This window comes from Amycolatopsis sp. cg13 (assembly GCF_041346965.1).
Taxonomy (GTDB): Bacteria; Actinomycetota; Actinomycetes; order Mycobacteriales; family Pseudonocardiaceae; genus Amycolatopsis.
The window spans coordinates 7,726,677-7,746,021 of sequence record NZ_CP166848.1 but is presented as its reverse complement, the minus strand read 5'-3'; the positions used below and the strand labels follow the sequence as shown (position 1 = coordinate 7,746,021).

At 69.3% G+C, this 19,345-nt stretch carries 21 protein-coding genes; 9 read left to right on the top strand and 12 right to left on the bottom strand.

Annotated features, from left to right (window positions below):
- Nucleotide 1: 1 nt before the first annotated feature.
- Nucleotides 2–661, bottom strand: coding sequence for a choice-of-anchor P family protein (locus AB5I40_RS36435; RefSeq protein WP_370934706.1), 660 nt, complete (start codon nucleotides 659–661; stop codon nucleotides 2–4).
- A 187-nt stretch (nucleotides 662–848) separates the two neighbouring features.
- Between AB5I40_RS36435 and AB5I40_RS36430 the strand changes: the two genes are divergently transcribed.
- From AB5I40_RS36430 to AB5I40_RS36420, 3 genes are all read left to right on the top strand, one after another.
- On the top strand, nucleotides 849–1,439 hold the full coding sequence (locus tag AB5I40_RS36430) for a biotin transporter BioY (protein WP_370934705.1): 591 nt from the start codon (nucleotides 849–851) through the stop codon (nucleotides 1,437–1,439).
- Nucleotides 1,440–1,530: 91 nt separating this feature from the next.
- Nucleotides 1,531–3,582, top strand: a complete 2,052-nt coding sequence (locus tag AB5I40_RS36425; protein WP_370934704.1) for an ATP-dependent DNA helicase — start codon at nucleotides 1,531–1,533, stop codon at nucleotides 3,580–3,582.
- A gap of 57 nt (nucleotides 3,583–3,639) precedes the next feature.
- Nucleotides 3,640–3,972: a hypothetical protein gene (locus tag AB5I40_RS36420; protein WP_067593690.1), complete on the top strand. Its 333-nt coding sequence runs from the start codon at nucleotides 3,640–3,642 to the stop codon at nucleotides 3,970–3,972.
- Between the two features lie 391 nt (nucleotides 3,973–4,363).
- On the opposite strand, the gene AB5I40_RS36415 is transcribed toward AB5I40_RS36420, so the two are convergent.
- From AB5I40_RS36415 to ctaD, 4 genes are all read right to left on the bottom strand, one after another.
- Nucleotides 4,364–4,768, bottom strand: coding sequence for an OsmC family protein (locus AB5I40_RS36415; RefSeq protein WP_370934703.1), 405 nt, complete (start codon nucleotides 4,766–4,768; stop codon nucleotides 4,364–4,366).
- Nucleotides 4,769–4,819: 51 nt separating this feature from the next.
- The gene (locus AB5I40_RS36410; protein ID WP_370934702.1) at nucleotides 4,820–5,593 is read right to left on the bottom strand and encodes a peptidyl-tRNA hydrolase; all 774 of its coding nucleotides are present in this window, start codon (nucleotides 5,591–5,593) and stop codon (nucleotides 4,820–4,822) included.
- Nucleotides 5,590–6,819, bottom strand: coding sequence for a phosphoserine phosphatase SerB (gene serB, locus AB5I40_RS36405; protein WP_370934701.1), 1,230 nt, complete (start codon nucleotides 6,817–6,819; stop codon nucleotides 5,590–5,592). Before serB ends, AB5I40_RS36410 begins: the two co-directional genes overlap by 4 nt.
- A gap of 383 nt (nucleotides 6,820–7,202) precedes the next feature.
- Nucleotides 7,203–8,975 carry a cytochrome c oxidase subunit I gene (gene ctaD, locus AB5I40_RS36400; protein ID WP_344271569.1) on the bottom strand — a complete coding sequence of 591 codons (1,773 nt, stop codon included), beginning with the start codon at nucleotides 8,973–8,975 and terminating at the stop codon, nucleotides 7,203–7,205.
- Nucleotides 8,976–9,111: 136 nt separating this feature from the next.
- Here ctaD and AB5I40_RS36395 point away from each other — a divergent pair, with 136 nt between their 5' ends.
- A complete protein-coding gene (locus tag AB5I40_RS36395; RefSeq protein WP_370934700.1) occupies nucleotides 9,112–9,942 on the top strand; it encodes a phosphotransferase in 831 nt (276 codons plus the stop codon).
- On the opposite strand, the gene AB5I40_RS36390 is transcribed toward AB5I40_RS36395, so the two are convergent.
- Entirely contained in the window at nucleotides 9,935–10,672 is a 738-nt protein-coding gene (locus AB5I40_RS36390; protein WP_370934699.1) for an alpha/beta fold hydrolase, read from the bottom strand. The two genes, AB5I40_RS36395 and AB5I40_RS36390, sit on opposite strands and share 8 nt — an antisense overlap.
- A gap of 50 nt (nucleotides 10,673–10,722) precedes the next feature.
- Here AB5I40_RS36390 and AB5I40_RS36385 point away from each other — a divergent pair, with 50 nt between their 5' ends.
- Complete coding sequence (locus AB5I40_RS36385; protein WP_370934698.1) at nucleotides 10,723–11,247, top strand: GNAT family N-acetyltransferase; 525 nt, start codon at nucleotides 10,723–10,725, stop codon at nucleotides 11,245–11,247.
- A 227-nt stretch (nucleotides 11,248–11,474) separates the two neighbouring features.
- Here AB5I40_RS36385 and AB5I40_RS36380 read toward each other — a convergent pair whose 3' ends face one another.
- Entirely contained in the window at nucleotides 11,475–11,780 is a 306-nt protein-coding gene (locus tag AB5I40_RS36380) for a hypothetical protein (protein WP_370934697.1), read from the bottom strand.
- 328 nt (nucleotides 11,781–12,108) lie between these two features.
- Complete coding sequence (locus AB5I40_RS36375; protein WP_370934696.1) at nucleotides 12,109–13,233, bottom strand: alkaline phosphatase family protein; 1,125 nt, start codon at nucleotides 13,231–13,233, stop codon at nucleotides 12,109–12,111.
- A gap of 45 nt (nucleotides 13,234–13,278) precedes the next feature.
- Here AB5I40_RS36375 and AB5I40_RS36370 point away from each other — a divergent pair, with 45 nt between their 5' ends.
- Nucleotides 13,279–13,482, top strand: coding sequence for a zinc ribbon domain-containing protein (locus AB5I40_RS36370; RefSeq protein ID WP_078870550.1), 204 nt, complete (start codon nucleotides 13,279–13,281; stop codon nucleotides 13,480–13,482).
- Between the two features lie 82 nt (nucleotides 13,483–13,564).
- Here AB5I40_RS36370 and AB5I40_RS36365 read toward each other — a convergent pair whose 3' ends face one another.
- Entirely contained in the window at nucleotides 13,565–13,726 is a 162-nt protein-coding gene (locus AB5I40_RS36365; protein WP_370934695.1) for a hypothetical protein, read from the bottom strand.
- Between the two features lie 107 nt (nucleotides 13,727–13,833).
- Entirely contained in the window at nucleotides 13,834–14,946 is a 1,113-nt protein-coding gene (locus AB5I40_RS36360; RefSeq protein WP_370934694.1) for a PLP-dependent aspartate aminotransferase family protein, read from the bottom strand.
- 59 nt (nucleotides 14,947–15,005) lie between these two features.
- On the opposite strand from AB5I40_RS36360, the gene AB5I40_RS36355 reads away from it, so the two are divergent.
- Nucleotides 15,006–15,521 carry an Lrp/AsnC family transcriptional regulator gene (locus AB5I40_RS36355; protein WP_370934693.1) on the top strand — a complete coding sequence of 172 codons (516 nt, stop codon included), beginning with the start codon at nucleotides 15,006–15,008 and terminating at the stop codon, nucleotides 15,519–15,521.
- 45 nt (nucleotides 15,522–15,566) lie between these two features.
- Here AB5I40_RS36355 and AB5I40_RS36350 read toward each other — a convergent pair whose 3' ends face one another.
- Entirely contained in the window at nucleotides 15,567–15,971 is a 405-nt protein-coding gene (locus AB5I40_RS36350) for a winged helix-turn-helix transcriptional regulator (protein ID WP_370934692.1), read from the bottom strand.
- A gap of 148 nt (nucleotides 15,972–16,119) precedes the next feature.
- On the opposite strand from AB5I40_RS36350, the gene AB5I40_RS36345 reads away from it, so the two are divergent.
- Nucleotides 16,120–17,061 (top strand): hypothetical protein, encoded by a 942-nt coding sequence (locus AB5I40_RS36345; protein WP_370934691.1) that lies wholly within the window; start codon nucleotides 16,120–16,122, stop codon nucleotides 17,059–17,061.
- A gap of 27 nt (nucleotides 17,062–17,088) precedes the next feature.
- Nucleotides 17,089–17,523 carry an N-acetyltransferase family protein gene (locus AB5I40_RS36340; protein WP_370934690.1) on the top strand — a complete coding sequence of 145 codons (435 nt, stop codon included), beginning with the start codon at nucleotides 17,089–17,091 and terminating at the stop codon, nucleotides 17,521–17,523.
- Here AB5I40_RS36340 and AB5I40_RS36335 read toward each other — a convergent pair.
- Nucleotides 17,517–19,283 (bottom strand): 3-hydroxyacyl-CoA dehydrogenase family protein, encoded by a 1,767-nt coding sequence (locus tag AB5I40_RS36335; RefSeq protein ID WP_370934689.1) that lies wholly within the window; start codon nucleotides 19,281–19,283, stop codon nucleotides 17,517–17,519. The two genes, AB5I40_RS36340 and AB5I40_RS36335, sit on opposite strands and share 7 nt — an antisense overlap.
- Nucleotides 19,284–19,345 lie beyond the last annotated feature (62 nt).

Below are 19,345 nucleotides of genomic sequence, written 5' to 3'. Positions count from 1 at the left end.
TTCACTGCTTGGGCGCGCCGCCCTTGCCATACGGGTTGCACGCCGCGGTGCCGAGGTAGATGTCCCCGCTCGCCGGACCGCCTTGCGGGAACAGCTTCACGTGCACCGCGTGCGTGACCAGGCTGCCGTCGGCCGGCGTAGGCGTCACGGTCTCGTTCAGCGTGATCGTGGCCAGCGCCGTGCCCGCCGCGCCGCCGGGGATCGTGATGCGGTAGTTCGCCGGGATCGACGACGGAATGGTGAACCCGGAGACCTCGCCGATCGACATCGAACCGGTGCTGCCCGAATCCGTCGTGGTGGCGCAACCGACCGAGTACGTGCGGACCTTCAGCTCAGGCCCGCCGTACCGGGTCAGCAGGTCGGATTCGAACCGCTGCCCGCCGGTCTTCACCTGCGCGACCGGGCCCTTCCGCTCGCAGCTGGTGCCGCCGAACCCGAACACAGCGACCTCGCCCGCCGCGCCGCCCGGCGTGCGCGCGGACGCCGGTCCGTCGGCGTCGCAGCGGGCCAGCTCTCCGGTGACCACGTGTTCGTGGTCCACCAGCACGTCGAGGCTGCCCGCGGAACCCCAGCCGGTGGACGTGACCGGCGGATCGGCGTGCGCCACCGCCGGTGCCGCCGCCAGCAGAACCCCGGTGACCAGCAGGATTCGTCCGCGCATTCGACCTGTCTCCCTTCGCCCGTGCTTCGACATCGGCAGCGCGGAAGGGGTCCCAAACGTCGACCGGGGCAGCTCACCCGTACGTGTGACGGAAGACAGGGGTGGTGAGGAACGCAACTTGTCTCGTTCCGCCCCGTCGCTCGACGATAACCTGCCCGGACGTCCGTTTTCCGTGGTTGGAGGTCCCGTGTCGTCACTGTCTCTCCCGGCCCGCCGTCAGGTGCTGGCCGACCTCGTGCCCGGCACCCTGGTGCGCGACCTGGCGCTGGTCGCCGGCGGAGCCGTGCTCACCGGAGCCGCCGCGCAGCTGGTCATCCCGCTTCCGGGCACGCCGGTGCCGATGACCGGCCAGACCTTCGCCGCGCTGCTCGTCGGCGCGACGCTCGGCATGCGCCGCGGCGCGGCCTCGATGCTGCTGTACTTGCTCGTCGGCGCGGCCGGCGTGCCGTGGTTCCAGGGCGGGACCTCCGGGCTGTCCGGAGCCTCGGCCGGATACATCGTCGGCTTCGTGTTCGCCGGCGCCCTCGTGGGCGCGCTCGCCCGCCGCGGCGGCGACCGCACTCCGCTGCGCATGGCGGGGACCATGGTGCTCGGCAACGTCGCGATCTACGCGTTCGGCGTGCCGTGGCTGATGGCCGCTACCGGATTCGATCTCGCCACCGCTTTCGACAAGGGCGTCACGCCGTTTCTCGTGGGCGACGTGCTGAAGACCGTGGTCGCGGCGGGTGTGCTGCCGCTCGCGTGGGCCGCGGTTTCGCGGTTCCGCAAGGAAGACTGAGCCGTAATCCCGGGATCTTCGATCCGGCGCGAGGGGTCCGTTCGCGCCGGATCGAAGATCCTGTCGGACCTGGCGGCTATCGTGTCTCGCTGTGCCCGCCCGAACCGATTTCCCCGGCGTCCTCGAACTCCTCACCCACGCGGTGGAGTCTGTCGGCGGCGCTGAACGCCCCGGCCAGGTGAAGATGGCCGATGCCGTCGGCCACGCCATCCGCACCGGCGAACACCTCGCCGTGCAAGCGGGAACGGGCACCGGCAAATCGCTGGCGTACCTGGTGCCCGCGATCCGGCACGCGGTGGAGAAAGACACCACCGTCGTCGTCTCCACGGCCACCATCGCGTTGCAGCGCCAGCTGGTCGACCGTGATCTCCCGCGTCTCGCCAAGGCGCTCAAGAAGCCGCTCGGGCGCGAACCGACCTTCGCGATCCTCAAGGGCCGCCGCAACTACCTGTGCCTGCACCGGCTCGACACCGGCCCGGCCGACGAGCCCGAGGACGCGCAGCTGTTCGACCCGTTCGCGGTGTCCCGGCTGGGCAAGGAAGTCACGCGGCTGCACGAGTGGACGTCGGACACCGAAACCGGCGACCGCGACGAGCTGGTGCCCGGCGTGTCCGACCAGGCGTGGCGGCAGGTTTCCGTCACCGCGAGGGAATGCCTCGGCGCCGCGAAGTGCCCGGTCGGCACCGATTGCTTCGCCGAACGCGCGCGAGCCGAGGCGGGCCGCGCCGATGTCGTGGTCACCAACCACGCGCTGCTGGCCATCGACGCGCTGCAGGGCTACCAGGTGCTGCCGGACCACGACCTGGTGATCATCGACGAGGCGCACGACCTGGTCGACCGGGTCACGTCCGTCGCGACCGGCGAGCTCACCAGCGCCATGGTCTCGGCCGCCGCGCGCCGCTGCGGAAAGCTGATGGACGCGGGAATCGCGGACCGGCTGCTGGAGTCGTCGGACGGACTCGCGCTGATCCTCGACGACATCCCGTCCGGAAGGCTCGACGCGCTGCCGAAGCCGTTGCAGGGCGCGATCCCGGCGGTGCGCGACGCGGCGAAGGAATGCCTCACCGCGCTGGGCTCGGACCGCAAGGAAGACGTCGGCGAGGCCACCGCGCGCAAGCTGGCCCGGTCGCTGCTCGAAGAAGTGCACGACACCGCGGTCCGGCTGCTCGACGCGTACGACGAGGACTTGGCGCACCAACGCGACGTCGTCTGGCTGACCGGGGACAAGTACTCCGCGAATCCGCGACCGCCCGCGTTGAAAGTCGCGCCGCTCGGTGTCGCGGGTTTGTTGCGGGAGCGCGTGTTCAACCAGCACACCACCGTGCTGACCTCGGCAACGCTCACTCTCGGCGGCGAATTCGACACCATGGCCCGGCAATGGGGTCTTCCGCCGAGCGGCGCGCGCGTGGTGAAGTCGCCGGGGACGGCCACCGACAAGGAAGCGCCGTCGGACGAGGACAACGGCCCGAAGTGGACCGGGCTGGACGTCGGATCGCCGTTCGACCACCGCCGCAACGGCATCCTCTACCTCGCCAAGCACCTGCCGCCGCCGGGCCGCGACGGGCTCGCCGAGTCCACAATGGACGAACTGGCCGAGCTGGTCGAAGCCGCGGGCGGCCGTACGCTGGGCCTGTTCTCCTCGATGCGCGCGGCGAAACAGGCCGCGGAGGCGATGCGGGAACGGCTCGACCACCCGATCCTCTGCCAGGGCGACGACGCCACGCCGTTGCTGGTGCGGCAGTTCTCCGAAGACGCGCGGACCTGCCTGTTCGGCACGCTCACGCTGTGGCAGGGCGTCGACGTGCCCGGCCCGTCGCTGCAGCTCGTGGTGGTGGACCGGATCCCGTTCCCCCGCCCGGACGATCCGGTGTCGTCCGCGCGCCAACGCGCGGTGGAAGCCCGGGGCGGCAACGGATTCCTCACCGTCGCCGCCACGCACGCCGCGCTGCTGCTGGCCCAAGGCACCGGACGGCTGCACCGCTCGGTCACCGACCGCGGCGTGGTAGCCGTGCTGGACTCCCGGCTGGCCACCGCGCGCTACGGCGGTTTCCTGCGCGCGTCGCTGCCGCCGTTCTGGCCGACAACAGATCCGCAGGTCGCACGGGACGCACTGAAGCGACTCGACGCGGCCGCGCCCGCCTGACCGAGCGCACGGGCAAGGCGGGTACGGTGAGTGGAACGAACACGACAGGGAGCACCGTTGACCCAGGATTCGTCCAGCGCACAATCCCGGACCGTCAGTGTTGACGACACCGGGGTGCGGCGCCGGCTCGCCGATGGCAGCGAAGAAGCTGTGACGTGGTCAGAACTGAGCTCAGTCATGGTGAGAGTCATCCCTGACGGCCCCTGGAACGAAGACGTCTTCTTCATGCTGGTCGGCAACGACGGCAAAGGCACGGCAGTCCCGAGCGGCGACCCGGCCGCGGACGCCCTCATCGAACGCCTGCAGACCTTGCCCGGCTTCGACAACGAGAAGTTCATCGAAGCGATGACCACGGACGCCGACCAGGCGTACGTGGTGTGGCAAAGCTGATTCGGGCTCGCTGAAGCCCGCTCCGGGCTGCTGCGGCTTTCGTTGCCGAGGCTTTTCGCTGCTGCGGCTTTCGCTGACCTCGGCTCGGCCGGGAACGCTTGCTGGGCAAGGGTGGGCGCGCCGCGGCTTCGCCAGGTCTTGGCCGCAGCAGCTCGATGAGCCGGATTACCGCTGCCGCCGCCACGGCGAGCGCTCTGCGCGAACCGGCCGCCGCCCAGCTCGACGACCTCGCTGCAACAGCCGTCCGCCGCTGCGCCCCACCGCACGAACCGCCCGCCACACCAGCTCCGCAACCCGCCCGCCGCTACGACTCACGACACCACCGCGCGAACCACCCGCCGCATCAGCCCAGCAACCGGTGCGCCTCCGCGACTCACCAACCCGCCGCGGCTCAGGCGGCCGGAAAAGTCTCCGTCACCGGGATGGCCTTCTTCAGCGTCCGGCTCACCGTGCACAGCCGCTCGATCGCCCGATCTACCGCGCCCGCCAGCGCTTCCCGCTGAGCTTCGTCGAGGCCCGACACGTCGACGTCGAACGCGACATGCACCGCGTCCAGTTCCGAGGCCCCTTCACGCCGGTCAGCCGTCACCGCGACGCGGAACTTCGAGTCCTCGCCCACCCGCCGCGTGATCAGCTGCTCCGCCGTCACCGCGGAGCAGCCCGCCGCCGCGATCTGCAGCAGTTCCGCCGGGGAGAACGCGCCCTCCGCACCAGCCCGGCCCAACCGCACCTCCGCGCCGCGTTCGTTGCGGCCGACGAAGCTGTGCGTGCCTTCGCGCTGTACTTCCAAAGTCATCGGAGACGCCTTTCCACCCGTCGGATCACTGCATTGGCGCAACCGCGCCGGTCACGCCGATGTTCCGGGCTGCTGCGCCAGCACGGTGATCGTGCCGGGATCGACCTCGGTGAATCCCGCATCGCGGACGGCGACCACGCGGTTGTCCCGCCAGCCTGCTTCCGGATCGTCGACCGGGCACAGCTCTTTCCATCGCGCCGGGCTGGGCGTCCGGACCGCGACCCGGTAGTCCTTCGCCGCCCACGCCGCCAGTTCGTCGTCCGGCAGCAGCGACGCGAGGATCATCGTGGCGTGCCCGACCTGCGCGGACGCCTTGCCGACGGTCATCGGGACATCCGGGTTCAGCATCAGCAGCGGGACATCAGCCGGGGCCGGGCCGGGGGTGTCGGCGGGCAGTTCGCTGCCGGAGATCTGCAGCCGCGAGACCTCTTTCGGGGCCTCCTTCACGAGCCCAGGCACGAGCGCCCGCGCCTCCGCGCCGTCGACCTCGATGGTGATGCCCGGCAGGTCCAGCACCGCCTGCCAGTGCGCGCCGCGAGCCCGGCGCGCGACCTTGCGAATCCGGTTGTCGAGCCACGCCTGCACTGGCTCGGCCCATTCGCCGCCAGGCTCGACGCGTTCGTCCAGGCACACCGCCAGCGCCGCCGCGGCCGCCGCTTCGAGCAGCGCTGTCCGGCCGGGCGGCTCGGCGCGTTCGATCCGCAGAATGATCGGCATCGCGCGGACCTCGTCCGGGTTTTCGTCGGAGGTGTCCGAGGTTTCGTCCGCGGGAAGGCCGAGCCACGAGGCGTAGCGGCTGCGCAGCGGTTCGAGCAGAGGGTTCACGGGCGGGCCAATTCGAGACCGTCGGCCGCGTCCGCCGCCTCGACCTCGGCGCGCGTGACGCCGAGGACGAACAGCACCGCGTCGAGGTACGGGTGCGAGAGCGCGGTGTCGGCGACCTCGCGCAGCGCGGGCTTGGCATTGAACGCGACGCCCATGCCAGCCGCGGCCAGCATGTCGATGTCGTTGGCCCCGTCGCCGACCGCGACACAGGCGCCGAGTGGAATCCCGTACTCCCCCGCGAACCGGCGCAGCGCGGTCGCCTTGCCCGCGCGGTCCACGATGTCGCCGACCACGCGACCAGTGAGCTTGCCGTCGACGACTTCCAGCTCGTTGGCCGCCGCGAAGTCGAGACCGAGGTCGTCCACGAGATGGTCGATGACCTGGGTAAACCCGCCGGACACGACGCCGCAGCGGAAGCCCATGCGCTTCAGCGTGCGGACGGTCGTGCGAGCCCCCGGGGTCAGCTCGAGCTTCGCCGCGACCTCGTCCATCACGGTGGCGGGCAGCCCGGCCAGCAGCGAAACGCGCCGTTCCAGCGACTCCGCGAAGTTCAGCTCGCCGCGCATCGCGGCCTCGGTGATCTCGCGGACCTGCTCCTCGACCCCGGCGTACGCGCCGAGCATCTCGATGACCTCGCCCTGCACGAGCGTGGAATCGACGTCGAACACCACCAGCCGCTTCGCCCGGCGCGTGATGCCCGCGCGCTCGACGGCGACGTCGACGTTGGCCTCGGACGCCGCGTCGGCCAGCATGGACCGAAGCTCGGCGTCGGCCTCTTCGCTGTCTTCGCGCACCGAGACGTACAGCTCAAGCCCAGTCACCGGATAATCGGCAACGCTGCGAATCGAGTCGATGTTCGTCCCGATGCCCGCCAGCCGCCGCGCGATCTCGGAGAACGCCCGCGCGGTCACCGGACGCCCGAGCAGGACGAGCACGTGCGACGAATCGCGCCGCCCGAGCGCGAACGGATCCGCGCCGATCGCGTCGCCGATCCGGACCTCGACCTCCATGCCGACGGTCGCCATCGCCTGCTCGACGGACTCCTGGACCCCCTCCGGGTCGCGGTAGACGCCGGCGAGCACGCCGAGGACGAGCTGCCCGCGGATGACCACCTGCTCGATGTCGAGCACGTCCACGTCGTGCCGCGTGAGCACGGCGAACAGCACGGACGAGACCCCGGGCTTGTCCGGACCGGTCGTGGTGATGAGGACGGGAGTCTGGCTCACTGGTTCGGTATCCCTCGTTCGTCTCGGCACCGACGCTTAGGCCACGGCGAGTCGGCACGCCCAGTCTGGCCTCCAGCGGCGGCGGGCAGAACGCTCCCGTGCCGTGCTTCACACCGCGGGTGCCACTAACGGGCGACGAGAGGGGTGGTGAGCCGGGTTAGGGGCGGCGCAGCGAGCAGCGAGGCCAGTATGAGCGGCGCGTCGGGTCTCGTGAATGTTTGTGCCGGTTCTAACCGGCATCAGCACTCACGAGGCCCCCGCCAGCACCGCCGCCCGCCCGCCTCGGCAACCCCCAGCCCGACGGCTCCCGGCACGGAAAACGGCGCGTGCCCGACCGAGAAATCCTCGACCGGGCACGCGCCGTGCGACTGTTCCGAGCGCCGTTACTGCTCGCTCGCGTTGTCCTTGCTGTGGTCGCCCGGCATGGTGGCGTCCACGAGCTTCTGCGACGGGGCCGCGACGTGCTTGGCCTTGCCGAAGAAGCCGATCTCGCCTTCCGCGTGCAGGCGTTCGACCATGTGCGGGTAGTGCAGCTCGAACGCGGGCCGCTCGGAGCGGATCCGGGGCAGTTCGGTGAAGTTGTGCCGCGGCGGCGGGCAGGACGTGGCCCACTCGAGCGAGTTGCCGTAGCCCCACGGGTCGTCGACCGTGACGATTTCGCCGTACCGGTAGCTCTTGAACACGTTCCAGATGAACGGCAGCGTGGACGCCCCGAGGATGTACGCGCCGATCGTGGAGATCGTGTTCAGCGTGGTGAACCCGTCGCTGGCCAGGTAGTCCGCGTAGCGCCGCGGCATGCCTTCCGCGCCCAGCCAGTGCTGCACCAGGAACGTGGTGTGGAAGCCGATGAACGTGGTCCAGAAGTGCCACTTCCCGAGCTTCTCGTCCATCATCCGGCCGGTGATCTTCGGGAACCAGAAGTAGATCCCGGCGAAGGTCGCGAACACGATCGTGCCGTAGAGGACGTAGTGGAAGTGCGCCACCACGAAGTAGCTGTCCGACACGTGGAAGTCGATCGCCGGAGCGGCCAGCATGATGCCGGTCAGACCGCCGAAGAGGAACGTGACGATGAAGCCCATCGAGAAGATCATCGGCGTCTCGAAGGACAGCTGGCCCTTCCACATCGTGCCGATCCAGTTGAAGAACTTCACGCCGGTCGGGACCGCGATGAGGAACGTCATGAAGGAGAAGAACGGCAGCAGGACCGCGCCGGTCGCGTACATGTGGTGCGCCCACACCGCCACCGACAGCGCCGCGATCGACAGCGTCGCGAAGACCAGGCCCTTGTAGCCGAACACCGGCTTGCGGCTGAAGACCGGGAAGATCTCCGACACGATCCCGAAGAACGGCAGCGCGACGATGTAGACCTCTGGATGGCCGAAGAACCAGAACAGGTGCTGCCACAGGATCACCCCGCCGTTGGCCGGGTCGAACACGTGGGCTCCGAGGTGCCGGTCCGCCAGCAGGCCGAACAGGGCCGCGGTGAGGATCGGGAACGCGAGCAGGATCAGGATGCTCGTGATCAGGATGTTCCAGGTGAAGATCGGCATCCGGTACATCGTCATGCCGGGCGCGCGGAGGCAGACCACGGTGGTGATCATGTTGACCGCGCCGAGGATCGTGCCGAGACCGGACACCGCCAGGCCGGCGATCCACAGGTCGGCTCCGACGCCGGGCGAGTGGATGGCGTCCGACAGCGGCGTGTAGGCGAACCAGCCGAAGTCGGCGGCGCCGCCGGGCGTCAGGAAGCCGGACAGCACGATCAGGCTGCCGAACAGGAACAGCCAGTAGGAGAACGCGTTCAGCCGCGGGAACGCCACGTCGGGCGAGCCGATCTGCAGCGGCAGGATGAAGTTCGCGAACCCGAACAGGCTCGGCGTCGCGTACAGCAGCAGCATCACCGTGCCGTGCATGGTGAACAGCTGGTTGTACTGCTCCTGCGACAGGAACTGCTGCCCCGGCTGGGCGAGCTCCGTCCGGATGAGCATGGCCATCGCGCCGCCGATCATGAAGAAGGCGAACGACGAGACCAGATACATGATCCCGATCTGCTTGTGGTCCGTCGTGCGGAACAACCGCAGCAGGTACGAACCCTTTGCCGTCTCGCGCGCGGGATACGGGCGCGTCGCGATCGGCTTGGGGGCTACGGCCGTCACTCCTGCCTCCAACACTGCAACCTTGTGGTGGTCAACTTCGGGGCGCTCGGGCTCAGGCGGGCCTGATTCCGGGCGGTCAAGGGGATCGTAGCCCTCGGTACCGACAGTCGCTCGCACCGGCTGGTTAGATCACCGCATGACCGACCCGTACCGCGTCGCGGCGGTCTCCTCCGCGCTCGCGGTCGGCCGCCGGTTCGGCCTCCCGGCCGATGCCGCCGAGGTGCTGCACGAGCGCTCGAACGTGCTGGTGAGAATGGGTCCGGTCGTGGCGAGGGTCCCGGCCACCACCCGGCTGCTGCGGCCGGACGCGACCGCGTGGCTCGAGCGGGACGTCGCCCTTTCGGCCTATCTCACCGAACGTGGTGTGCGCGTCGTCTCACCGGCCGCGGATCCCCCGGCCGGACCGCATTTCGCCGAGGGCCTGCCGGTCACGCTCTGGCACTGGACCCCGCACGATCCGGACCATCGGCACGGGCCGGACGAGACCGCCGGATCGCTCGCCCGGGTCCACGCCGCGTTGCGCGACTACCCCGGCGAACTGCCCTCCCGCGGCCCGGTCGGCGAACTCCTCGACACCGTCACGCGCGACGCTTCGCTGCTGGACGGCTTCGCGGACCGGATCCGCGCGGAGACCGAACGACTAGCGGCGCTGCTGCCGTCCGGCCCGGTCCAGGCCCTGCACGGCGACGCGCACCCCGGCAACCTCATCGAGACCGCCGACGGTCCGTACTGGCTCGACTTCGAGGACACCTGGCGCGGACCGCTCGAATGGGACCTGGCGATCCTCGCGCGACAAGGCGGCCCGGAGTTCCTGGCCGCGTACCCGGGCGAAGCGGACGAAGCCGTTCTCGCGACGTGTACGCAGCTTCGCTTGCTCTTCGCAGTGGCGTGGCGGTTCTTGATCGCACAGCGTTTCCCGCACCGCCTCGCCGATGCGCGCGCCGCAGCGGTCGAGTACTTCAGCTGACCCAGCCGAGGATCGCTTCGACCACGCCAGCCGGGTCCTCCAGCGGCGTCAGGTGCCCGACGTCGGGAAGGACCGCGAGAGTCGCGTCGGGAAGCGCTTCGACCATGGTGTTGGCGGCGTCGAGCGGCGTGATCGCGTCGCGCTCCCCCACGATGACGAGCGCCGGTACGTCCGTTTCGCGCAGCAGGTCAACGGAATCAGGCCGGTTGCGCATCGCCCGCGCGGCCCAGGCGACCCCGGACGGCGGCTGCGCGTCGATCAATTCGCGCACGCGCGCGAGGACGTCGGCGGACGCGGTGTCGGCGAGAAGGTTCGGCAGGTTCGCGTCGGCCAGCCAGTTTTTGACGCCCTCGGTTTCCGCCCGGTTCGCGACGTCGAGCCGGGTCTGCGCGGCTTCGGGGGTGTCCGCGGTGGCTTTGGTGTCGATGAGGACCAGTCCCCCGACGCGCTCGGGAGCCTGCCGCAGGACGGCCATCGCGAGGTAACCGCCCATCGAACAGCCGCCGAGAACCACCTGGTCGAGTTCGAGCTTGTCGAGGAGCGCGACGACGTCCCGGGCAGCGTCGGCGAGATCGGGCTCGGCTTCGGTTTCGGGCAACGGGCTCCGGCCGAGACCGCGCTGGTCGGGCGTGATGACCCGGAGGCGTTCCGCGAGCGGCGCGCGGACCGGGTCCCACATGCGGGCGTCGAGCGGGAAGGCGTGCAGGAGCACCAACGGCAGTTCGGTCATGGCGGAGATTGTCGTCTTTATTGCTTCGGTTTTTGTCGTACCCCGTCGTTATGGTCGAGGGCGTGACAGAGATCGTGACGGAAAGGCTGGTGCTGCGGCACTTCGTGGAGACCGATCGGCAGGCAGTGGCGGAGATCCAGAGCGACCCGGAGACGAACCGGTACAACCCGCGTCCGCCGGACACCGCGACCACGCTGGTGATGTTCGACAGCTGGCTCGAACACTGGGCGGAGTTCGGCTACGGATACCTGGCGGTCCGGGAGCGGGGCAGGCCGGAGGCGGCCGACGGGTCGGACGTGATCGGCATGGCCGGAGTGCGCAACCGGGAGTTCCGGGGCGAGAAGGTGCTGAACCTGGCGTACCGCTTCCGGCCGTCGGCGTGGGGGAAGGGCTACGCGGCGGAGGCGGCGCGGGCGTCGGTGGAGTGGGCGGAACGGGAGATCCCGGCGATTCCGGTGCTGATCAGCGTGGCGGTGACCAATGCGCCGTCGTTGCGGGTGGTGGAGAAGCTGGGGTTCACGGAGTACGTGGAGGAGGAGTACGAGGGGGCGGTTTCGCGGCACTTTCGGCGGTGACGGGTTTCGGGAGATGGGGGATCTTTCGGAGGTGACGGACGCTCGGCGGTTGTGAGCGCTCGGCTGTGGTGGACGCTCGGCTGTGGTGAGCGCTCGGCGATGACCGGCGTTCGGCAGTGTTGGCCGTTCGGTGGTGATGGCCTTTCGGCCACCTGCGTCAACCGCGATGCGGTCCGGCGGCATCGAGCGCTGCGACAGGAAGCCTTTCGCAGTAACCGTTTCCCCGGTCACCAACGCCGGTTCGGCCGACGCCGGGCCCGGGCTTCCCAGCAGGGGCGATGCCAATGCCGACGATCCGCGACGCCGCCGGTCTCGTCCGCGGGCCAGACGACCAGGTGCGGGACGCCGGGGCGGATCTCGTGGTCGCAGCCGGGGCAGCGGTAGGTCTTGGCGGCTTGCGAGCCGGGGACGGTGCGCACCAGCCAGTCCCCGTCGGGACCGGATTCGCTGCGGGCCCAGCCGCTGACCGCACCGGCGTCCGGACGCTCGCCGGAAGCGGGGCGGCCTCGGCCGGGTCGATTGCGTCTGGGCACGCAGTCACGGTAACTGGACGTCCGGGGGAAGGCGCAGCCACGCACCCCGAACTACCGGCTCAGCCTGGCTGCCGGGGAAGCGCCTCTCGCGGACCCCGCTGAATTGGCTGACCGCAACCACTCGCGTTCGGTGCGTTGAGTGAGCCAGGGACGCCGGGTATCTCGATCCAGGGCCGCAGCGGGGCAGGAATCGAGCACCCCGAAGCGGCGTTCGGGTCGTTGATCAACCCCGCGCAATCACCAATCGAGCACCCCGAAGCGGCGTCCAGGTCATTGACCACCCCTGCGCAATTACCAATCGAGCACCCCGAAACAGCGTCCAGGTCGATCAACCCCGCGCGATCACCAGCGGAACCAACTGCTCCGCCGACGTCAGCGAGCCATGCTGGCCCACCAGGTTCGACTCCACCGCTTCGGCCAGTTCGCGCACCATGCCGAACGTCCCGGTCGCCGCGGCGACGACGTCGCCGATTCGCGGGCGTACCCGGTCGCTCACCGCGGCACCGAACCAGCCTGCGGCGATCGCCTCTTCGCGCGGCAGGACCCAGGCCCGCGAACCCAGCACCGAACGCCACGCGGCCACGACATCCGCCGTCGCGCCGGGTTCCGTGTAGACATGTCGTGCGCGGACTTCGCCGCCGAAAGCGCGGACGCCTGCCAGAAGTTCCGGTGTGTCCTCCAGGTTCAGTTTCTCCTCGACGGTCACCATTCCGTGGTCCGCCACCACCGCCAGCACCGCACCGGCGGGCAATCCGTCCACAATGGACTCAACCAGGCGGTCGACGTGACGCAGTTGCATGCGCCACGCGGTCGAGCCGGGGCCGTAGAGGTGGCCCAGCAGGTCCAATTCACTGTGGTAGGCATAGCAGAACGACCGCGAAGACAGTACGTCCAAGGTTCGCGCGGCCAGGTCGCCCAGCGCGTGCACGCCGACGTATTGGGCACCGCCCTGGGTCGCTTGGGTCAGGGCGGTGTTGGCGAAATGCGCCGAGGACACCACTGCGGCTTCGATTCCCGCAGCGGCGGCGCGTTCGAAGGTCGTCGGCAGGGGTTGGACTTCGCGCGGGGGCAGGGAGCCTCGCAGGTCGCTGCCGTCTTCGTGGGAGCGCCAGCGCAGGGCGTTCATGACGCCCGCGCCCGGGATCTCGAAGGTGTAGCCGACCATGCCGTGTTCGCCGGACGCCAAGCCGGTGCCGATCGCGGCGACGCCGGCCGCGGTGGTCGACGGGAAGCCGACTCGCAGGGGGCTGCTGGCCAGTTCGGTGAGGACGGGGGCGTCCGCGGCGTGCTGGGCGAGCAGTTCCCAGCCGAGGCCGTCGATCAGGAGCACGCAGGCGCTGCGGGCTTCGGGCAACGCCAGGCCGCCGTCTTCGCCGGGCACGCCCAGCGCGCCGAGCAGGGCTGGAACGACCTGGCCTAGGTGCGGAACATCCGCGTACTGGGGCACATCCACCCGGACAGCTTCCCACCAACGCGGGCCGCCAGCGATAATCACGGCATGCCCACCTACGCCTACCGTTGCCGCGACTGCACCGAGACGTTCGAACTCCAGCGCCCGATGGCGGAGTCGAGCGCGCCCGCCCCTTGCCCGGAGGGGCACACGGACACGGTCAAGCTGCTCACGACCGTCGCGCTCACCGGCTCGGCCTCCGCACCCGCACCCGCTGGCGGAGGATGCTGCGGAGGCGGCTGCTGCAGCTGACCGGCACCGAGCACGCTTACTGGCGCGGGCATCCGCACCGGCTGGCGGAGGCGGTTGCTATAGCTGATCGGCGCGAGCGCCCTCACCGGCTCGGCCTCCGCTCCGGCACCGGCTGGCGGAGGGTGCTGCGGAGGCGGCGGCTGCAACTGATCAGCGCGAGCGCGCTCAGCGTCCGCACCCGCACCGGCTGGCGGAGGGTGCTGCGGAGGCGGCTGTTGCAGTTGATCGGCGCGAGCGCGCTCACCAGCTCAGCGTCCGCTCCGGCACCCGCTGGCGGAGGTTGCTGCTGCAGCTGACCGGCACCGAGTCGGGCCGCGGCATTCGCCGTCAGCCCGACCGGTGCCGAATCGCTCAGCAACCCTTCAGAGCCTGATCCAGATCAAGCCACAAGTCCTCAACATCCTCCAGCCCGGCCGAAAGCCGCAGCAAACCGTGCGTGATGCCCGAGCCGGTGCGGTCGTCCTCGGCGACGATTCGGTGCGTCAGGGAAGCCGGGTGCTGGATCAAGGTGTCGACGCTGCCCAGGCTCACCGCGGGCGTGATCAGCCGGACGGCGCCGATCACCGCGTGCGGGTCGCCGGTTACCTCGAAGGCCACCAGCGGGCCGCCCAGTTTCGGGTAGTGCACGCCGCTCACCGAGGGGTGCGAGGCTAGCCGCGAGGCCAAGACGGCGGCGGTCTCCGATGCGGCCTTGACGCGCAGCGGGAGCGTCGACAGGCCGCGCAGCAACAGGTATCCGGCAAGCGGGTGCAGCACGCCACCGGTGGCGAAGCGCAGGGAACGCAACCGCGCGGCTTCCTCCGCATCGCAAGCCACGATGCCGCCCATGACGTCGCCATGGCCGCCCAGGAACTTTGTCGCGCTGTGCAGCACCATGCGGGCACCGAGACGGCCGGGGCGCTGCAGGACGGGCGTCGCGAAGGTGTTGTCGACCAGAACCGGGACGTCGCCGCACGCCTCGGTCAGGGTGGCGATGTCCAGTTCGCTCAGGGTCGGGTTCGCGGGCGTTTCAACGAAAACCAGGCCGGTGTCGGGGCGCAACGCGTCGGCGACATCCTCGGGGGCGGTCCAAGTGACCTCGGTGCCCAGCAGGCCGGTGGTCAGCAGGTGATCGGTGCAGCCGTACAGCGGGCGGACGCCGACGATGTGGCGTTTTCCTTGCGACACCGCGGAAAGCAGGCACGCCGAGACCGCCGCCATGCCGCTGGCGAATGCCACGGCGTGGTCGAACCCTTCGAGTTCCGCGAGCGCTTGCTCGAACCGTTCGACGGTCGGGTTGCCGATCCGGCCGTAGATGCCGGTGACGTTCCCGCCCGCGGCGAATTCGTCGATCCGGCGGGCCTCCTCGGCGCTGTCGCGCGCGGGGTAGGTCGTGGAGAAGTCGAGCGGGGCGGCGTGCAGGCCGAGGTCGGCGAGATCGTCGCGACCGGCATGGACGGCTCGGGTGCGCAGGGCGGAAGTCATGGCAGTCACGTTCGGATAGGTAACGGTCGCAAAGCAATAACCTCGGATAAGATTCAAGAGTGTCCGAAACGGTCGAACTCAGTCCGGTTGATCTTGAGATTCTGCGGGTGCTGCAGAACGATGCCCGGACGTCGAACAAGGAGCTGGCTGCGGCGGTCGGGCTCGCGCCGTCGACCTGCTTGGACCGGGTGGCGCGGCTCCGGGAGACCGGCGTGATCACCGGCCAGCACGCCAAGGTCGACGCGGCGAAGGTGGGGCGTCCGCTGGAGGCGTTTCTGTTCGTGCAGGTCCGGCCGCATCGTCGGCCGCTGGTGGAGCAGTTCGTGGAACATCTGCTGGCGCTGCCGGAAATCCGCGCGGTCTACCACCTGACCGGGCCCGACGACTTCCTCGCGCACGTCGCCACCACCTCGGCCGCCGAATTGCAACGGCTGGTGCTGGACGAACTCACCTCCCGCGACGAGGTCGCCCGCGTGCACACGAATCTCGTGTTCCAGCAGTGGCAAGGCGGTCCGCTGCTGCCGCCGGACGGCGAGCCCGCTCAGGGCGAGCGCATCCGCCAGCGCAACCGATGAGCTGACTGGCAGGCTCGCGCAACGCGAAGCAACAACAAGCCCTGCTCAGCCGGACTGCGAAGCGCGGTTGTCGTACTCCTCGCGGGCATCGAGAACCTCGTTCAAGTGCACCACCGACCACTCCGTGAGCGCCTTCAAGGGTGCCCGCAGCGACTCGCCCAACGGAGTCAGTGCGTACTCCACGCGTACCGGCACGGTCGGGTACACCGTTCGCCGGACGATGCCGTCGCGTTCGAGGGCGCGCAGCGTCTGGGTGAGCATCTTCTCGCTCACTCCCGCCAATCGGTTGCGCAGCTGGGTGAACCGGCACGGTCCCTCTTTGCCGAGTTCGCCGAGCACGAGGATCGACCACTTGTCGCCGATCCGGTCGAGGAGGTCGCGGGACGGGCATCCGCGCGTGTACGGATCCCACGAGGTTGTCGTCCCGGTCACGGCCTTGGCGGTTGCCACAGCGCTCACCTCACTGCTTTCCAATGGGTGGCTACCTTACCAAAAAGTGGCTACTTCCCGATAGGAAGTCACCAGGTCATCGTGGACCGCGACGCCGCGGGAGTCCTGCGGCAGGAAGTCCCGCCGACACCGGAAAGGTGCCCCCACGATGTACCCCCGCACCGCGCTGCTCGCCCTCACCGCCCTGACTGCCCTCGCGGTTCCCGCCACGGCCGCAACCCGTGAAGGCAGCCCCGCCACGATCACCATCAACGGCGCCAACGCCTATCCCGAAAGCATCGCGACAGACAACCGGTACGTCTACACCGGCAGCATCGCCGACGGCACCGTCTACCGCGGGCGCCTCGGGTCGAAGACGCTCGATCCCTTCCTGCCCGGCGGTGGCGACGGCCGCACCGAGGTCGCCGGGATCAAGGTCAGCGGCAATCGCCTGGTGGTCGCCGGAGCGTTCACCGGGCGCTTGTTCACCTACACCAGCACCGGGAAACTCGTTGCCAGCTATAGCGTCCCCGACTCGGGCGAGAAGACCCTCGTGAACGACGAAGCCATCGCACCCAACGGCGACGTCTACGTCACCGACTCGTTCCGCCCCGTGCTCTACCGGATCCCGGCCGCCGAGGTGCACGGCCCGGCCACCGGCGCCCACCGGATTCTCCAGACCGCCTATCGCCTGCCGGACTACGTGGCCGGCCAGTCCAACGGCAACGGCATCGGCGCCACCCCCGACGGAAAATCGCTGATCATCGGCTACTGGTACAGCGGCGCGCTCTACCGGCTCACCCTCGCGACCGGCGAAATCCGCAAGATCGCCGCGCCGCCCCTGCCCAGTGCCGACGGCATGGTGCTGCGCGGGAACACGCTGTACGTCGCACGCTCCGTGAACAATGAGATCACCACTGTGCGGCTGTCCTGCGATTACACCCAGGCCACCGTCGTCGGCGACCGCACCTATCCGGGGGCCGATACCACGACCGGCGTCGCCGTGAGCGGGGACCGACTGCTGGCGAGCAACTCCCAGATGAACGGGTACCTGCGCGGTGAACCGCCGGCCAGCCCGGTGTTCACCCTCGAAAGCTTGCCCCTGCGCTGATTACGCGCGGCAGCGCAAGATGGACGGGTGCAGATCAGCTTCCTGACCGAATCCGACCGCGGCGACTGGGAAACTCTCGCCCGCGGCAAAGACGCCTACTTCGACGTCGAGCGCGCCGACGAAAGCTACGACCGGACCTGGCGCCGCCTGCTTGACGACGACCGGATCCGCGGGATCGCCGCCAAGCTGGACGGTGCGATGGTCGGCATCGCGCACTACCTGTTCCACGCCAGCATCTGGTACTCCGGGAAGTGCTACCTCGCCGACCTGTTCGTGTCCGAGAACGTCCGGCGCAAGGGAGTCGCGACGGCGTTGATCGAATGGGTCGCCCGCGACGCCGAGGAGCACGGTTTTCCGTCGCTCTATTGGAATACGCTCGAGGACGCCCCGGCCCGCGCGCTTTACGATCGGGTAGGAAAATTCCACGACGGCTTCATTCTCTACACGTACAAACGTCAGTAGTCCTTGAAGCCCTTGCCCGTCTTGCGTCCCAATCGTCCGGCGGTCACCAGGTGCTCCAGCAACGGCGCTGGAGCAAAGCCTTCTTCGCGGAACTCGTTGAACAGCGTCCGCTCGATCGCCAGCGACACGTCCAGCCCGACTACGTCCAGCAATTCGAACGGTCCCATCGGCAACCCGCAGCCGACCTTCATCGCGGTGTCGATGTCGTCCGCCGAGGCGTAATGCGCCTCCAGCATTTTCACCGCGTCGTTGAGATACGGGAACAACAACGCGTTCACGATGAATCCGGCCCGGTCGCCGCAATGGACAGGGTGTTTGCCGACCGCCGCGCACACTGCCGTCGCGGTGGCGGTGACATCCGGGGCGGTCGCGATCGTCGAAACGACTTCCACCAGTTTCATCACCGGTGCCGGGTTGAAGAAGTGCAGGCCGACCACGTCGCCGGGACGCGAGGTCGCCGCCGCGCATTCGATGACCGGCAGCGAGGACGTCGTGGTCGCGAGCACCGCGCCCGGCCGGACGACCTCGTCCAACGCCGAAAACACCGCCTGCTTAACGGAAAGCTCCTCGGCCACCGCCTCGACCACCAGGTCGACCTCGGCGAGTTCCTCGAACTCCGTCACCGGGCGGATCCGGCCAAGCGCGGCGACAGCGTCCTCTTCGGACAGTTTGCCCTTCACCACGGCCTTGTCGAGCGACTTCTTCACCTTCGCCACCGACGCTTGCGCCTTCTCCATGCTCCGCGCGCGCAGCACGACGTCAAAACCGCGCTTGGCGAACACTTCCGCGATGCCGGTGGCCATGGTCCCGGTGCCGATCACGCCGACGGTGCGCACTTCGCGAGCCACCGAAGAGTCCACTTCGGACGAAGCGACCGAATCCACCACCACCGGCGAATCCGGGGCGTCGTAAGTGTAAAAACCGTGGCCGCTCTTTCGTCCCAGCTGACCCGCGGTGATCATCTGCTTCAGCAGCGGTGCGGGAGCGTGCAGCCGGTTGCGGGATTGGTGGTACATCGTGTCGAGGATTTCGTACGCGGTGTCCAGCCCGATCAAATCGAGCAGCGCGAGCGGGCCCATCGGGTAGCCGCAGCCGAATCGCATTGCCGCGTCAAGATCTTCGCGGGTGGCATACCGCTGCTCGTACATCCGCACCGCGTGGTTGAGGTAGCCGAACAGCAGCGCGTTCGCGATGAACCCGGCCCGGTCGCCCATCACCACCGGCGATTTGCCCAGCTTCTGCGCGAATTCCACGATGTCGGAGACCACGTCCGGTTCCGTCACCACCGTGCGCACGACCTCGACCAGTTTCAGCACCGGAGCCGGGTTGAAGAAGTGCATCCCGACGACCTTGCCCGGCCGCGCGGTGTGCACGCCGATCTCGGTGATCGACAGCGACGATGTGTTGGACGCGAACACCACGTCCGGCCGCGTCACCTGGTCCAACTGGGTGAACACCTCGGCTTTCGCCGCGAGGTTCTCCGGGATAGCCTCGATCACCAGGTCCACTTCGGACAGATCGGCGAGCGAGGTGGTGGCGCGGATCCGGCCCAGCAGCGCCTCCCGGCCCGCCTCGTCGAGCTTCCCGCCCGCGAGCGCGCGTTCGGTCGAATGCCGCAGGTGGCCGAGGCCGCGTTCGACGCCCGCCTCGTCCAGTTCCACCGCGATCACGTCGAGCCCGCTGCGGGCGAGCACCTCCGCGATGCCCGCGCCCATCGTGCCAAGACCGACCACACCGACCGTCGAGATTTCCCGTGCCACAAGGCCTCCAGAGGTTACCCGCTGGTAATTGCCGCTCACTGTGCCACGCGAGACCTCCGAAA